17 protein-coding genes are annotated in these 15720 nt (G+C 30.7%); all 17 read right to left on the bottom strand.

Going from position 1 to position 15720, the window contains the following annotated elements; translation table 11 throughout:
• Positions 1-27: 27 nt before the first annotated feature.
• The 17 genes from H526_RS0105715 to H526_RS0105635 all read right to left on the bottom strand — a co-directional run bounded on the left by H526_RS0105715 (position 28) and on the right by H526_RS0105635 (position 15710).
• Positions 28-1368 carry a M28 family peptidase gene (locus H526_RS0105715; RefSeq protein ID WP_027392112.1) on the bottom strand — a complete coding sequence of 447 codons (1341 nt, stop codon included), beginning with the start codon at positions 1366-1368 and terminating at the stop codon, positions 28-30.
• 541 nt (positions 1369-1909) lie between these two features.
• On the bottom strand, positions 1910-2416 hold the full coding sequence (locus H526_RS0105710; RefSeq protein WP_027392111.1) for a hypothetical protein: 507 nt from the start codon (positions 2414-2416) through the stop codon (positions 1910-1912).
• Positions 2417-2561: 145 nt separating this feature from the next.
• Positions 2562-2861, bottom strand: coding sequence for a hypothetical protein (locus H526_RS0105705; protein WP_027392110.1), 300 nt, complete (start codon positions 2859-2861; stop codon positions 2562-2564).
• Complete coding sequence (locus tag H526_RS0105700; RefSeq protein WP_155839627.1) at positions 2858-3316, bottom strand: hypothetical protein; 459 nt, start codon at positions 3314-3316, stop codon at positions 2858-2860. The genes H526_RS0105705 and H526_RS0105700 overlap by 4 nt, the downstream gene beginning before the upstream one ends.
• A 206-nt stretch (positions 3317-3522) precedes the next feature.
• Complete coding sequence (locus tag H526_RS0105695) at positions 3523-4746, bottom strand: PAAR-like protein (protein WP_027392108.1); 1224 nt, start codon at positions 4744-4746, stop codon at positions 3523-3525.
• Positions 4743-5690 (bottom strand): hypothetical protein, encoded by a 948-nt coding sequence (locus H526_RS0105690; RefSeq protein WP_027392107.1) that lies wholly within the window; start codon positions 5688-5690, stop codon positions 4743-4745. The genes H526_RS0105695 and H526_RS0105690 overlap by 4 nt, the downstream gene beginning before the upstream one ends.
• Positions 5691-5706: 16 nt before the next feature.
• On the bottom strand, positions 5707-7488 hold the full coding sequence (locus H526_RS0105685; RefSeq protein ID WP_027392106.1) for a type VI secretion system Vgr family protein: 1782 nt from the start codon (positions 7486-7488) through the stop codon (positions 5707-5709).
• Between the two features lie 307 nt (positions 7489-7795).
• Positions 7796-8443: a DUF2459 domain-containing protein gene (locus tag H526_RS0105680; protein ID WP_027392105.1), complete on the bottom strand. Its 648-nt coding sequence runs from the start codon at positions 8441-8443 to the stop codon at positions 7796-7798.
• Positions 8444-8517: 74 nt separating this feature from the next.
• Positions 8518-9396, bottom strand: coding sequence for a TolB family protein (locus tag H526_RS0105675; RefSeq protein ID WP_162144477.1), 879 nt, complete (start codon positions 9394-9396; stop codon positions 8518-8520).
• 224 nt (positions 9397-9620) lie between these two features.
• Complete coding sequence (locus H526_RS0105670) at positions 9621-10532, bottom strand: helix-turn-helix domain-containing protein (RefSeq protein WP_027392103.1); 912 nt, start codon at positions 10530-10532, stop codon at positions 9621-9623.
• A 1-nt stretch (position 10533) separates the two neighbouring features.
• Positions 10534-11046 (bottom strand): hypothetical protein, encoded by a 513-nt coding sequence (locus H526_RS0105665; protein ID WP_027392102.1) that lies wholly within the window; start codon positions 11044-11046, stop codon positions 10534-10536.
• Between the two features lie 27 nt (positions 11047-11073).
• On the bottom strand, positions 11074-12027 hold the full coding sequence (locus tag H526_RS0105660; RefSeq protein ID WP_027392101.1) for an SDR family oxidoreductase: 954 nt from the start codon (positions 12025-12027) through the stop codon (positions 11074-11076).
• Between the two features lie 233 nt (positions 12028-12260).
• Positions 12261-12986 (bottom strand): DUF2071 domain-containing protein, encoded by a 726-nt coding sequence (locus H526_RS0105655; protein WP_027392100.1) that lies wholly within the window; start codon positions 12984-12986, stop codon positions 12261-12263.
• A 28-nt stretch (positions 12987-13014) separates the two neighbouring features.
• On the bottom strand, positions 13015-13392 hold the full coding sequence (locus H526_RS0105650; RefSeq protein WP_035084569.1) for a DUF2200 domain-containing protein: 378 nt from the start codon (positions 13390-13392) through the stop codon (positions 13015-13017).
• A 90-nt stretch (positions 13393-13482) separates the two neighbouring features.
• The gene (locus tag H526_RS0105645; protein ID WP_027392098.1) at positions 13483-13917 is read right to left on the bottom strand and encodes a DUF1801 domain-containing protein; all 435 of its coding nucleotides are present in this window, start codon (positions 13915-13917) and stop codon (positions 13483-13485) included.
• A gap of 166 nt (positions 13918-14083) precedes the next feature.
• Positions 14084-14947 (bottom strand): alpha/beta fold hydrolase, encoded by an 864-nt coding sequence (locus tag H526_RS0105640; RefSeq protein WP_027392097.1) that lies wholly within the window; start codon positions 14945-14947, stop codon positions 14084-14086.
• A gap of 55 nt (positions 14948-15002) precedes the next feature.
• Positions 15003-15710, bottom strand: coding sequence for a DUF3667 domain-containing protein (locus H526_RS0105635; RefSeq protein ID WP_118385525.1), 708 nt, complete (start codon positions 15708-15710; stop codon positions 15003-15005).
• Positions 15711-15720: the final 10 nt, after the last annotated feature.

The raw sequence follows: 15720 nt of genomic DNA, 5'->3' as shown, positions 1-15720 counted from the left end.
AGCAAGGTTAATATACTTAGAAATAGTTTATTTTCTAAATATCCCAGATGGAAATACTACTGGACTTTCATGACCATTTTTTCCTACTGCAGATATACCAAAAAAGTAATTGTCAATAACAATACCATTTAACGTAAAGTTGTCTACACTGCCAACAAATCGGCTATGATCCCAAGTAGGAGAAGTAGTATCTCTCCAGTAAATTTTATATCCTTTGATATTAGGGTCATCTGATTTTTTCCATCTAAATTTAACTGATGGTTCTACAATCCCTCCGATTTTAACTTCAGTAGGAGCGGGAGGCGCCCAACCGATACTCGCCATATTAATTACATTTACAGCTGTGAGTTTTGCGGCATATTCAAAATTAACATGTTCAACTACATCTCCATATTTAATACCGTCTTCTTCTCTTATATCTTGATGTTGTTGCGTATAATTTTCGTGCGCTTCCATAATACGGATTCCAGCAAAACCAGCATCATTAAATGGACGATGATGGCCACCACGACCAAAACGATCTAAACGATAAACCATCATAGGATTCATTTCTGGCATATATGTTTTAGTAGTTTTATGGATGTAGCGAGCTAATTGACGGGATATTCCATCTACTTCACCTCCATAAAAACGTCTTCTTTCTACTGTTTTTTGATCATCAGTGAGATTCGTAGGCTCTGAAAAAATCCTAAATGTTCTATTGTCGATAACACCATCTACCCCTTTGATATTTCCAATCATATCATTGTTCATTACTCCAATGATTTCCCAATTTTTTGTTTTTGCAAAGTTTGCTAATCCTTTTCCTCCAAAGAGACCTTGCTCTTCGCCAGATAAACCAACATAGATAATGCTATTTTCGAATTTATATTTGGATAAAACTCTGGCGGCTTCTATAGCTCCGGCCATTCCAGTTGCATTATCATTAGCTCCAGGAGCATCATCAGTAAAATTAGTAGGATCAGTAATACGTGAATCGATATCACCACTCATTATAATAAACCGATTAGGGTATTTTGTACCACGCTGTATTGCTACTACATTGACTACCATCACATCTTTAACGATACGTTGGTTCGCTCCTTTTTTTACCAAATCTTTTTGATAAAATACTTCTAAGCAATTGTTACAACTTTTAGAGATATTATCAAACTCTGATTTGATCCATCTTCTTGCAGCACCAATTCCTCTAGTTTCGGATATCGTATCACTTAAGGTATGTCTGGTGCCAAATCCAGCTAATTTTTTTATATCTGTTTCAATTCTTTCCGAAGAAACAGCATCAATAATATCATATATTCTTTGATCGGTTTGAGCAGTTAAAATAATAGAAAATAAAAAGAGTGTTGAGGTGAAAATTGTCTTCATGTGTATTAATTTGATCGCCCAATTTAAGTAAAAGGTATCATTGACTACTGCTCCTTAACAAATTTATAAGATCAATTGCTATTCCTATCTTTCAACAAAAAAACTCTTAGAGATACTAGATATACCATTACTGGAATGATAAGGTATAGGAGTTTAAAACTAAAGTTAAAGCTATCTGAGAATATGGGAATTAATAATAGCACTAGTAATAAACCAACAAATAGAACACCATAACTGTAACCTATTTTAAGGAGTAAGCTAAGTTTGATATATCTTCCTCGGCAAAATCTGCAGCTGCTTTTATGGTGAATAACTACTCATTGTAGTTGAATTCTGAAAAACCAATGATTATATATTAATTTATTAATCTCCTTATTTACTTACTTAAAGAATTAGAATCTATATCAAAAAACGATAAATATTATTCGGTAAAATCACTAAAAATACCTTCCTGATTTTTATCCCTACTACTAATTTTTTAAATATCTTTTTTCATTCAATATATTCTAGATAAATAACCTATTGGTAATGCGTTATAGTACTATTTTTCTGTTCTATTTTTTGCTTTAAAAAAAATATCTCGAATTAAAAAAATAATAAATAATGATAATACACCTATTTTTATCAATTTAATATACTTTACTTCTCTGGTATCTTTTTGATTCGGTACGTAAATAGCATTTTTATTAGTATTACAACCCGCACTTTTATCATAAAGAACTTCAATAACTTCACCTTCCTTTTTATTGGTTCCTATAAATAAAAGATAAGGTGTATCCACTAAAGTTTTAACCCAACAGGATTTATCTGCGTTGAAATATTTTACGCCAAAGACTACATTGTTTGGTTGACTCTTAAATCCATATATTTCACTTACAGAATTAATTGTTACAGTTGTAAATTCATATGAAAGAGAGTCTTTTATTATTTTATCCTTTAAAAGTGACGAAATTGAATGCTTTTTATATGGCTTAACAATAAACAATAAATCTTTGCTAATAAAAAATATGATCAATAAAACAGCTAATACTAGCATCCCTTTTTTCATCTACAACTTTCTTACACTATATTTACACGTACTCTGAATGTTATGTTCTATATCCTCTATAATGGTTAATTCAGCATCATTAATAATTCTATCAAATAAAGAATAAATGAGAATCAAAGTCACATTTTTAATTTATCATTCCAATCTATTTACCAGTAGTTAATTCAGGACATTCACTTTGTAACATTGTCATGTATATTAATTGAAAATAAAATGGATTCACCTCTTTGTTTTCATTTAGTAAAGAAATGCCTTGTTCTTTATACTCATTTTCTAAAACCTCTTTGTTATCAATAATAGCTTTATTAGTACAAACTCTAGTGTCTTTAGCGGTATCATTCTCAATACATTGACAAGCTTGCTTAGCTACGGTAGTAGTAATGGATTCTGAGCAACTGATAATAAAAAAAGCCAAACCTAAAAAAAGTAATTGTGTAGTTTTCATAATTGAATTATTAAATAAATACAGAAAAAACTTATAAACAGCGGTATAAAAATTATCAAAAGCCCTTCTAATTGTCTTTTATTAGCAACAAACTCGTGAACACTTTGTTTATATGTTGTTTCTAAGTTATGGCGGTCTTTTACGAACCTGAAAATTTTTACATTGCTTATTTTCTTCTTTTCATTATAATTATATTTCTTATGTATATTTTCGGTGTTCATAAAAACGGTAATCATTCTGTTTTTCCAATTGGATATGATGTCATATGTAGGTTTGTAGCCTATAGAGCTAATTGTTATGTGTTTGGCAAGTTCTTCGTTGAAAAAAGTGATATAGTATTCATAAACATTTGCACCCATGCCATAATAGTTAAAAACCTTTTTAATAACTTCTGAGGTTATTACTTTATCTATTTTTAAGGAGATTTCTTGCCAACTAGAGATTTCTTTACTCACCAATTTGATATAATGTTTTTCGACGATAGCCTTTAGGTATATCATATATAATATCATCGGTATTATAAGATAAAGCAGTTTAAAGCTAAAGTTAAGGCTGTTAGAAAAGATAGATATAAGCACAAGTATTAATATTAAACTTCCTATTAGAATACTACAACCATACCCTATCTTAATAAGTAAATTTAGATTATTTTTTTTAAACATTAAATTGGTGATTGCGCAGATATTGTTCCTTGTCCACTTATTAAATCCATAGAAGCAGCAATTGCTAATTCTTTCCTTGCACTTTCTGTAAACCAGGTGGAAACAAATGGGAGAATAAGAGCGACTACCGAAAATGATTCAATTTTTTTTGCTGCAGCTAGTCTGTTTCCTGTTCTTACTGTTTCAGAATTACTAGCTCTTTCTATTTTTACTTGATCTTTAGTAAGACTTGTTCTTCCATGTTTTTCTATTGCTCTTGCTATTTCTGGATTTGTTTTTTTAAGACTTCTAAGTGCTGCTCTTCTTTGGGAACGAGGCATTCTATATAATCTTTCATATATAGGAAGGTTCTCTTTTGCAACTCCCCGTTCTGTTAAAATTCTTCTTGCCTCTTCCCAATTCTGAAAACTTAATACATCCCCAATGTTTTCGGGGTCGCTAGGATCTATAGTTCCTGTATCACTTATCCATTCAGGCACATAACTAAGACCTTCTACTTTATTTAGATTTTCATAGCTTTTGTTATCTTCTAAAGAATTAGATCTAATGATATCTTTTTCTGCTGTTGTCGCTAGTGATATCAATGGTGTACCTATAGCAGTGGTTAAAAACATTTTACTTACTGCACCCCATCCCGCTGCACCAGCTGAAACTAGACCAAAACCAAACAAAAATGAAATTGCCATATTAGCACCAACCTCAACAGAGTTTCCAAAGGCAATTTCTTCGGCTGCTTTCTGAGCCAGACCTGGATCAAGAATTGGTTTTAAAATCCCTGATTTTCCACAAGTCATAATTGACATTTGGGTAACTGCTGGACTTTGGTCTAATTTTACAGTACTATGTTGCAAAGACCAGGCTCCAGCTTCTAGATTAGGTGTACAAGTATGTGATACCTTTGCAACGACATACGTTACTGCACCAGCGGCCATAACGGCAGCTCCAACGGCTATGACAGCCCAACCTATTGGTCCTGATAAAATCAAAGCAGCTCCTAATAATAATCCAGCTCCAAAAGCAAAAAGCGAACCTGCTAAATTCATAGGGATTTTGCAAGCAAAAGCTACTTGTATATTTTTATCCGCTATAGTTAATAATGGTTCTTTCTTACTTTTATACATTACAGTAACGGTACTTCTAGTTACTATTAGTTCACTAGGAGCTGGGCTAGTTTGATATGTACAAACAACGGGTGTTTTATTAGGAATATATTTTGCACTCATATCTTTACCTGTTTAAGATTAAACTCTGTTATAAATTCATAGTTATTCTTAATTTGTTCAGAAAAAACAGCTTTTCCTTCAGTTATATAGCCTGTTTTCTTATCTATGCGATAAGATTGTCTGTATATATAATTATATTCTGTAAAGTTATACTGTATCATTGGTTTGTAAAACAAATTATACTGTCTTATGAGCTCCTCATTGTCTAATGTATCTCTAATTAATGTTCCAACTTTTCTTTTATAAATAAAATCATTATCCTCTTTAATTGTAGTCTCTGAGATCTCCAATTTAACTTTTACTTTTTGGAATATCTGTGATATAAATGTCAAAGTAGTTATTTTTGTTTTATTATCTAAGTCTATTAGATAAGAATCAAGTAAAATGTTATAGAAGACATTTTTATCTAATGTTTTTATGAGGTTTTTTTCATTTTTAAATTCAATATCTCCATTGTCAATAATATCCTTTGCGGCATTTTTATTAGCTTTTTTTAATTCTTGAAAAAAATCGGTGTCAGGCAATACTTTGGTTTTAAACTTGATCCAAGATTCTGATAAGTTATTTAGATTAAGAATTTGTTTTATTTTTCCATTCTCGTTTAATTGCAACGAAATATTTTCTTTCCAATATTCTAAATCTCGAAATGCATCCATTGCAATTTCAAAGTGCTTGGGTTCTGAACTATAAACATAATCTTCTAGAACAGAATTAAACACGATGTTTTTTTCTTTTTTCAGAAACTCTACTAGATATTCTTTTTTTATGTTTGCGTGGAAAATTATTGATTTATCACTGTGTGTACTATTTGTTTGTTCGCAACGATAACGTATTTTATTTGTTTTGTTTACCGGATTGAAAAAAGAATCATCATCAACTTGCACATTTCCCGAAGTTGTATCTTCTTCATCCAATAAAAAACTCAGTCTTTTTTTCTTAGACATTCCTTAAGATTATTTTTTAATTAATATCAACATTAGAACCAATAATCTTTGCATTTCCATCCAGATAAACCTGGCTATTCTTAGAAATTACACTTATGTTATCGTTACCTGATAATCCTATAGTGTCTCCGATTACAGTGATATTTTTACCTTTAAGTTCTATTGTTCCATCTTTTTTTAAGATCAAAGAACTTTCACCAACAACGACTTGGAATATTTCTTTTGCTATAATGTCAATTTTTCCGTCTTTATCCATGACAAGCGTACTAGACTCCTCACCAACATTAACTTCAAATTTTTCATTAGCTTGTGATATTAAAAGTCCGTTCCCATCTAGTTTTATACCAGCAGTTCCTTGATCCGTTATGGTTGTAGAACCTTCTTTGTCATCTAATACTAATTTCGTACCGCTTCTGGATTGAATTGCTTTGATATCATTTGCATCACTCTGAAAAGCTCCCGGTTGTGCGGTACCAGTATACATACTACCCATTACATATGGTCGTTCTGCATTTCCTCCTTCGAAACCAATAAGAACTTCTTCTCCTTTTTCAGGAATAAAATGAAATCCTTTTTCGCCACCTGCATGTGGGGAAACGACTCGTAGCCAAGGTGTTATTTCTCCATACGGTTTTTGCCAAGGGAACTGAACACGAATTCTACTCAATCCATCTGGATCAACATTTTCCATTACAGTAGCTACCTGAGTTTCACTTTTAGGAAATGCCATCATATCTGTATTGGGATATACATCTAACTCTGCTGTAATTCCTTCAAATTCATTATAGTATTTACCATTTTCTGAGGCAGTATGAGTAACTTTGATGATTCTAAATGAACCATATCCTGTCATATCATCTTGTATTGTAACTACATCTCCTAAGTTAACACCAGGATTATCACTTTTTCCCTTTACGATTACTTGATTTACTATGGTAGCTTTTTTCTGTTGTATTACATGTGTATCGAGACGTTGCTTTAATTTGGCATCATCGTAGGAGTTAATATAAACAGCAGTTTCTTTAGAAAATATACTTTCACTTTTATCATTAGTGAACTGATTATATCCATTAACACCGGTATTCACTTCTGCTGTTGATTTCTCGTGTTGTTCATCAGTTAAGTAATCATTAGTGAAGTATTTATACTTATTAGGTTTTGGAGCCAATTCAAGAGAAAACTCTTGTAAATCAATTCCGTAAGATAAAGGAACGGTATCATACTTTGCATTTCCAAAAACTAATGTATTCCCGTTATAATAGAACCATTCGCTATATTGGGCAGCAAGACGAGTTGCATATTCATAAGAGCTTTCATTTTGCTGTACGCTATAATGCAAAGCATCTGTTTTAGTAGGATCAAAAGAAAGGGCTAGCATAGAAATGTCATATCCCTGAAATGTTTTTTGTAAAATATCAGATAGAGGGACATCGTTATGCGATGCATAATGTGGGCCATCATCTGCTATAATAGAACTACTTTTACCAGAAATTACAACGCTGTCACCTGTACTGTTTTGAAATCCCTTGGTACTATTTACAGAAGTTACAATACCTTTAAATGCTAATTCTTTATAACCACCTATAAACCCTAATGGTTTTATTTGTACCACAAAGGATTCTCCTAAAAAGTTCTTAGTTTGAGATACCATCTCACCTGATAGTTGTTCTAAAACATCTGTCCTACATATCAATTCAAAATCGTGGTGTTCTGTAATTTTTTGTCGAAGAGAAAATTTCTTAAATGAAGTAATAGGCGTATCTCCGATGTAGATATCTAATTTTGATTGAAGTGCCATAAACAATTATTCTTTTTAGGTTCTATAGATTAGTGCTTTTGCAAGTATTATTGTTACCTAATTAACTCTATTTTTTCCATATTATTCCTTGTTTTCGATAAGTTGCGCTATTTTTCGTTTAATAACAGATTGTCTTACATTTCACTTACAATTTATGACTACGTTTTTTAATTGATTTACAATGTCTCTTATAATATGGTAATCATGATTGTTTAGTTTAACAAACTATACATCAAATAAAAAGCATACTGATCATTTAGCTTAATTCCTAGAGTATTATCTTCGGGAGTTTAGGGTTAACTTGTTTTTATTGGTATTTATTCAAAAGCCCAAAATCAAATGGCGTCCAAAGACAAGATTTCAACCCACTTTCTTTAAATCCAGTATTTACCCAGCTATTACAAGTCTTAAAACAAGAGTAACTTCCTTTAGATTTATAAAAGTCATCCTTAGAAGAATACCCTTTATTTTTTAATAAAATTTTCATTCCTTTTTCATTTCTCTCAAAGGTATTTAATAAATAAGTATTCAATTTTTGCAATTCAATCTCATTTATTTTTATTTCAACCCAATCTGAATGTTTTTGTTTATATCGAGTTACATGCATTAATGTCGTACTTTTCAAAAACATTGCTTTGAATGCATTGTTAAAAGTCAAATCTCCCCAAGTTGGTGTATTAATATAAAAGTTTTCATCTCCCCAACCGAATGATATGTATTTTTCTATATTCTCATATTTGATGCCTGATAAGAGCATACTATCTATATCTTTTTCTGGTAATATAATATCTAAATGAACTCCGTTTGTACTTAAGTAAATAGATTTACTTAAATCGTTATTACTTGTTTTTGAGTTGATTGTTATAGCAGATAGAATCAATGATATTATTAAATAGGAAATTGGAATTAAAAAAATAAATAAAATCCATTTAAATATTTTTTTTACAATCTTCATATATTATTAAATCAAGCTTTTATTTAAGAGTGACACAAAACCATAATGATGTGTAAGTAATATTGTGAGATATTCTAGTTAGGGATTCTTATTATTTCAGAACTAACCCATTTTAATTTTCCATTATTTGAATAAAAAATAAATTTTCCGTCTTTAGAAAGTGATGGCGCAAAATCCTGATTTGTGATGTTAATTTGATCTCCCAAATTTTGAGGTTCTGTCCAATTATTTTTTTTATTTCTATAACTATAGTAAAGACTGCTATTACCATTTTCGTTGATTGAGAAAATTATAAAACTTTCATCTTTTGAAATATATGGGTCAAATTCATATTTTTCGGTACTTAATGGTTGACCTACATTCTTTGGTTCCGAAAACGTATTATTGTCTAATACTTTTACAGTGTAAATATCAAAAGAACCTTGACCACCAGCTCTGTTAGATGAGAAAAAAGCATTTCCTTTATCTGAAATCGAGAAGAAATATTCATCAAATTCTTTTGAATTTATAGGTTCAGGAAGTGGCTTGGGTTTTCCCCACATACCATTTTCATTATTAGCATACCAGATATTCCAATCCGTGTTTTCATCATTTTGGCTGGTTGGTCTTTCAGAAATAAAATATATTCTATCCCCTTTTTTAGTCAAAAAAGGATCAGCGTCACTATACTTTGGATCCGAAAAAGATGCAATTTTTGGTTCACTCCATTTTCCATTATTTTTTTTTGATATGTAGATGTTTTCTTTTGAATCTATAGTGGTGAAATAGATCTCATCACATTTTTTAATTTCAACGTTAAATTTAAAGCTCCCTTTTAAATTTAATATTTTAGGATTAAAATCTTGCGGAATTGTTTTGGGTTTGGGTAAACCAAAGTAACTGCAGTCATTATCTTGTGCAATTGATGCACTACATATTATAATACAGGAGAAAGTGAAAATTATTTTTTTCAAAATAGATGATTTCATAATATGCTTAAAGATTAATTAGTAATTTATTTCTTTTCAAGGTTTTGCGTTACACAATGAATTGTATATAAAACTTGATGTACAATTTAAACTTTTTCTTGTTTGTCTACCAATTCTAATTGATTTCTATACTTTATCATTTGTACTTTGATATTACTTTTTATTATAACAATCATCTCTATTACATACTTTAAGTTGCATTAGCTGATTTAATTCATTCTATACTTTTTTCTGTATTCCGTAGGACTGACACCTTCTTTCTTTTTGAATAGTCGTGAAAAATAAGGTGGATATTCGAACCCCAATTCATAGGCTACTTCTGAAATGGTTTTGCTAGGGTTCAGCAAAATATTTTTAGCTTCATTGATTAGGTATAAGTGTAAATGTTCGGTAGAAGTTTTTCCTGTTTCTTTTTTTAACGTATCACTTAGATATCTCTGCGAAACTGAGAGTTTATTGGCAATTTGTAAAATGCTAGGGATTCCATTTTTTTGCAATTGTTCTGAATCAAAATAGCTTTCCAGTTGTTTATTAAATTGTTCTAGGAGATGGTTAGAAAAATCTTTTCGATTGATAAATTGTCGCTCGTAAAAGCGATTGGTATATTTAAAAAGAGTACTTAGTTGGGAAATGATGATGTCTTTACTAAATCTATCTTGATTATTTTGGTATTCTATATCAATACTTTTTACAATGTCTTCGATCAACTTTTCCTCTTTGGGTGATAGGTGTAACGCTTCATTGACTGAGTATGAAAAGAATCCGTATTTTTTGATCTGATGTGCTAATTCAGTTCCTTTCAGAAAATCTTCATGAAAGTTGATGGAAAATCCTTTTTGTTCAAAAATCATGTTGTTATCCCATTGTAATACTTGTCTTGGTGAGATGAAAAATAGAGCACCATTGGTGAAATCATATTTGGTACGCCCATACGTTAAACTTCCTTTTACAATTTTTTTTAAACTAATAGAATAACAATCATTGGTAATTGGAGGAGAACTTTTTTTAGTGCACGGCAAAAAATTATTTCCAATAGAAGAAAAAACACTTAGCATAGGATGTTCTGGTCTAGGCAGTTCCAGATATTCTAGATAAGCTGATAATGTTTTAAAATGTTTCATTTTATTTTTTCAATTCTTTTTCTACTGCTAATAGTTGTTTCTGGTAAACATCAATTCTCGCATGGGCAGTGCCGTCAATCAATAAAATAACAACTAACATGGCAATGGTGGTAATCATACTAGCACGCCAAATGGGTGTATTAATAAATAGAATGAAGAGGGCACAAGCTGCTATAATTAAGGGAACAGCAGTAAAAACAACGTTTTTATATTCGTTTAAAGTGCTTTGGGTACGTTGGAGTTCTGAAGTAACAAAAGTTGTAGTATCGCTATTGTAGGCTTTTTTAAATTCTGTAATTCTTGATTTATTAGTAAAAAATAACCCTAACCCAATAATTACCAATAATGAGCCGGCTACCAATGTTGGAATTATGTAAGCTCTTGCCATGTCGGTTTTTCCCAATTGCCAAAAACCTAAGCTTGCAGCTATAAATATTACTCCGAAAAGAATGAAAAATGGTGTCGAAAAAAGTTCAGCTTTTGCCCAGTCTGTTGATGTTTTTAGAATATCCATGTTTTATTTTTTTTTCAATTATATAGTTTATAAATTCCATTTTAACCCTATCGCTTTTTCAGACACTTCCCATAACTTTTTTGCTACAGTTTTATCTTTTGCGTGTGGTTCTAACGAACATTCGCCAACAGGACCTTTAAAATAACCTCTTCCTGTAGGTCCGTAAAATCCTTTTTGATCTAAATCATCTTCTGTGGCGCACATTAACTCGGGATACGAACCTTTTTCTGCAGATTGTACCATTGGAGTCAACTTCATTATTTGCCACACGAATCTAGTAACTAGACTACCACTAGTTTTGATCAATGATGTTCTGGAAGCTCCTGGATGACAAGCATACGCTTTAACATCGGTCTTGCCTGCTTTTTTCAATCGATCTTGTAATTCGTAGACGCACATAATTTGCGCCAATTTACTTTGGCTATATACTCCATTAGGACTGTAATTTTGATCCCAATTCATATCGTCGAATTGTATGGTTTTAATTCCTAAGTTATATCCCATACTACCTACAGTCACAATACGTCCTTTAGATTCTTCAATTCTTGGATAAAGTAACGCTTGTAGTAAAAAGTTACCATAGTGGTTTACACCTAACTGACTTTCAAAACCATCAACGGTTAAGGTTTTTTTTGGTACTTGAGCAATGGCCGCGTTGCACATTAACGCATCGATTTGCGGAACTGTCTTAAGAACTTCTTCTGCTGCTTTTTTTACCGAAGCTTGTTCTGCCAAATCCATACGTATATTGGATACATCTATAGTATCACTAAGTTCTTGTTTTAATGTTGCGATAGTGTCCTCTGATTTTTTTGGATTACGATTAAGCATTACTACTTTTGCTCCTTTGGATAACAATATTTTTGCTGCTTCATATCCTGTACCACTTGTAGTACCCGTGATAACAAATGTTTTATCTTTAAGTGATGTGATTCTATCAGGGGTCCATCCCTTTTTTCCAAATTGGTTTTTGATACTCATGTTGATCTTTTTTTTATTTAAAATAATAGAGCAAAGATCAGTACAATGATGTGTTGGAATCTTATACGGAATTTCGAAATACGTATACTTTTTGGTTTTCTTTAATTATACAACGGATTAGCTTAAAAATAGTAGTAGATTTTAGTAATCGAACTATTCTGATTAAACATTGTTTTATACTTTATTGAGGTATGTTGTTTATAAGTTATTTCGAGACAGCTATAAACCGCTTTTTATATAGATTTAGATGCTTTTATTTTTTCTAATCCAATCCATTCGTGTTTAATATTCTTCATTAAAAGTGCATTGTCGAATTTTATAGAATCTTTTGGAAAAATAGTTTTATTCTCAAAAAAACTAGAGTGAACTTTTTTTACATTTAAGAGGGATACTTTCCAGTTATATGCTTTAAGCTCTAATCCGTCAAAGTCATTTTTGTCAGGAGAATAACCAATTGATCCATTTTCAAAAAAATCTGAGACGCAATTTAGATTATCAAATACACTTTCTTCGTTCCAATTGTCTGTTTCACTTGCTTCAATTGATAAAGAGGTATCGTCATCACTAATAAATGCTACATCATAATTTCCGTCTGATTCATTAACCGTAAATTCAGCAAGATGATGAAGACCCGGAAAAATAGTACCTCCGGCTAAAGAGTTTACTTTAGAAGAAGTATCTCTTCTTGGAATGTAAACACCTTCTTTTACTTTTCCGTTTTCATTCCATTCAACTGCAACTCTATGAGCTCCATTTTCTGAGGAAATTCCGATTTGTTTTGGTAATCCTTTCGGTCTGATTTCTTTTAGTCTAATTAAACATATTCCAGCAATACCTTTTCCATTAATAAGTTTGGGTCTAAAAGGTTTCGGTAAATAATTTTCCAAGATCTCCTTGTCAACTTGATAATTGATAAGAATGCGCCTGTCGATTATTCCTTTTATTTTCGGGATTTTCATTTTCTATGGTTATAGCTAATATCAGTTTTTATTTCTTTTCTTTTCGCAAAATCTTCTCCATTTTGCGACCTCTCGCTAATTCATCAATCAGCTTTTCCATGCGCCTACATTGCTTATATAATTCAAACTCATCCTCTATTTCTTCAATTCGATAACCACAAACGACTCCTTTAATCAAGTGTGCGTTTGAATTTATTTTAGCTTTTTGAAAAAATGTTCTAAAGGTTACTTTTTCATTAATAAGCATTTGTAAAGCATCATCATCAAAACCAGTAAACCACTTAATTACTTGGTCGAGTTCTTCTTTTGTTCTACCATTTTTTTCCAACCTATTAAGGTAAAGTGGGTAAATGGACGCAAATATCATATTGGCAACCTTTTCATTTTTTTCGACAGTAACTTTCATTTTTATTTGATTTTAAATTAATTGGTACTAACGTGTGAGTATAAAATGTGATTTAATAGATTTTTGAATAGTGTTGGCTTACAATTGTTATTAATTTCTACAAGCACATTCATGATGTTCATTTAAATATGCGATTGTTTCCATACTCAGTTTTTCAACAATTGAGATATTTAAATCAGCTAGTTTTTTAAAATAAATACAAGCTTTCCCCATTTTAAATTTCCCTAAATCCGTCAGGAGAGCATCACTTTTTTCTGTATTTGAATAAATATAGAGTGAAAATTGTGTTTTACGTGGTGAGAATCCTAGCAAAGGAGCATCACCTTCATTACCACTTGCATATTTATAGTGATAGCTTCCAAAACCTATTATAGTTGGTCCCCACATCTTAGGTTCAAAACCAGACCATTCACTCATTAATTCTATTAATCTATAACTATCAGCTTTCTTTTGATCGTTGTCTACATATGATTCGATAAAATCAAATACGTTTACTTCTGTTTCTGTGGTTTTATTTTTAGCCATTTTATTAATTATTTTAAGTTGCTTCGAAATGTCTACCCAAAATGATCGTATAGTTACTATTTCGCTACTTATAATTAATTATAAATACTTACAACCCTTTGTTTATCAGTGTTAGTTTTATTCTTTAGGTTTTTATATTTCTAATTTAATAATTAATTCTGTAGTATCAAGTAACAGTTTTTCTTTGGGTAATCCAGTTTGTTACAATGGGCCATATTTCTTTTTTTGAGTTTTGAGACTTTAAAATACGACTATGATTATAGTTTTCTAAATTTCCATTTTCTTTTGAGAAGAAAAGAAGTTTGTTCTGTTTGTTATCAAATGCATTGAGAAACTTTTCACAACCTTTCCTTGGTGCTATAAAGTCATCACCTTGTGCACAAATTGATAAAATTGGCACATTGATACTATTCATCCTTTTTAAGTAATCAAAGCCGTTTGCTCCAATAAAGTTCTTTTTTAAATTCCAATCAAACCATTGTTTCATGGTATAATAACTTTCGCTTTGTTCTGTAGAACCTGCAGCTTTCGAAGGAACTTTTCCCAATAAAGCGGTTATATATTTGCTTAATACTATTTTTATTTTACTATTCAATGTCTCTCCAGCTCCGAATGCTTGTACAGCAAATAAAGTAATACTATTAATCATTGGGTTATAACTCGGGTTGTTAATCAAAAACATTGTTAAGATAATACCACCACCACTATGAGTTAAACAATCTATTTTTTTTATGTTTTGGATATTGAAAAGAAAATTGAATGTTGATTTAATGTCAAATTTTGCAATGGTTTCAAAATTAAATTCTTTTTTGGTTTTTGAACTTTTTCCATGATTTCTCCACTCCATTATCCAACAGGTAAATCCTTTTTCAATTAAATATGATGTTATACCGTCACATATTTTTCTATTAGAAAATGTCCCGTGAGTTAAAAATATATGTTTACCAGATATATTATTAGAACTCAATTTCCAAAGAGCTATGAGTTCATTGTCATCAGTTTTGATATGATAAAGATGTTCTTTCAGCACTGGTTTATTAAATGTTCTTTAGATATATAGTTTATAAGAGGGGGTATTATTTTAATCATATAAATTTAAAAATATATGCTAATAATGCCATTAGCATCATGTAAGTAATATTACCTAATACATATGCTAAAAGTGATTTTAGATAATTTACGATCCGATTCTCTCCGTAAAACTGGCCAATTCCCCAAACGATGTAAACAAAATACATAATAATACCAATTACTCCTATAATTGGACTTTTTAAAATTGTCGTTAAAAGAATAAAAGTTCCTAAAATAATAAAGGATTCCCCTAAAATGAATGATAGAAGAACTAGTATTTCATAGAAATTGTAATTCGATTTTCGGTATAATAACTTTATCCATAATCCAATAAAAACACCCATTGCAAGTTGAGAATATCCAATGTTGTTTTGAGTCCAATCTCCAATTTCCTTGGACCGGATCTTTCCACTGAAACCTCGAACTTTATCAATGTTAAAAAGACTAAAATTTATATCTAATGAATTTATAATAAATGTAAAAATCACAGAAGTGAGAATTAAGAATAGCATCGGTTTTACATACTTTTCTCTATTTTCATGTATAAATTCTCGAACAGATTGCCCCGGTTTAATCAAGAGGTTTTTTACGGTTAATAAAAACCCTTTTTCTAAATTAAGTATACTTTGAATTTCGGCATATAAATAGTGTTTATCAATTCTTTTTAACTTGGAATTCGCTTTATCCTTTTGTTCTATGTTTTTATTAGATTTTTTAAACATTATATTCTTC

Origin of the sequence: Aquimarina latercula DSM 2041, assembly GCF_000430645.1 — a bacterium.
In the GTDB taxonomy this organism is placed as follows: Bacteria; Bacteroidota; Bacteroidia; order Flavobacteriales; family Flavobacteriaceae; genus Aquimarina; species Aquimarina latercula.
The sequence above is the reverse complement of the archived record's forward strand: the minus strand, read 5'-3'. Positions and strand labels throughout refer to the sequence as shown.

Bases quoted from the DNA above. Each gene is read 5' to 3' on its own strand.
- H526_RS0105715 (WP_027392112.1), bottom strand. From the start codon at position 1,368: ATGAAGACAATTTTCACCTCAACACTCTTTTTATTTTCTATTATTTTA.
- H526_RS0105710 (WP_027392111.1), bottom strand. From the start codon at position 2,416: ATGAAAAAAGGGATGCTAGTATTAGCTGTTTTATTGATCATATTTTTT.
- H526_RS0105705 (WP_027392110.1), bottom strand. From the start codon at position 2,861: ATGAAAACTACACAATTACTTTTTTTAGGTTTGGCTTTTTTTATTATC.
- H526_RS0105695 (WP_027392108.1), bottom strand. From the start codon at position 4,746: ATGAGTGCAAAATATATTCCTAATAAAACACCCGTTGTTTGTACATAT.
- H526_RS0105690 (WP_027392107.1), bottom strand. From the start codon at position 5,690: ATGTCTAAGAAAAAAAGACTGAGTTTTTTATTGGATGAAGAAGATACA.
- H526_RS0105685 (WP_027392106.1), bottom strand. From the start codon at position 7,488: ATGGCACTTCAATCAAAATTAGATATCTACATCGGAGATACGCCTATT.
- H526_RS0105680 (WP_027392105.1), bottom strand. From the start codon at position 8,443: ATGAAGATTGTAAAAAAAATATTTAAATGGATTTTATTTATTTTTTTA.
- H526_RS0105670 (WP_027392103.1), bottom strand. From the start codon at position 10,532: ATGAAACATTTTAAAACATTATCAGCTTATCTAGAATATCTGGAACTG.
- H526_RS0105665 (WP_027392102.1), bottom strand. From the start codon at position 11,046: ATGGATATTCTAAAAACATCAACAGACTGGGCAAAAGCTGAACTTTTT.
- H526_RS0105660 (WP_027392101.1), bottom strand. From the start codon at position 12,027: ATGAGTATCAAAAACCAATTTGGAAAAAAGGGATGGACCCCTGATAGA.
- H526_RS0105655 (WP_027392100.1), bottom strand. From the start codon at position 12,986: ATGAAAATCCCGAAAATAAAAGGAATAATCGACAGGCGCATTCTTATC.
- H526_RS0105650 (WP_035084569.1), bottom strand. From the start codon at position 13,392: ATGAAAGTTACTGTCGAAAAAAATGAAAAGGTTGCCAATATGATATTT.
- H526_RS0105645 (WP_027392098.1), bottom strand. From the start codon at position 13,917: ATGGCTAAAAATAAAACCACAGAAACAGAAGTAAACGTATTTGATTTT.
- H526_RS0105635 (WP_118385525.1), bottom strand. From the start codon at position 15,710: ATGTTTAAAAAATCTAATAAAAACATAGAACAAAAGGATAAAGCGAAT.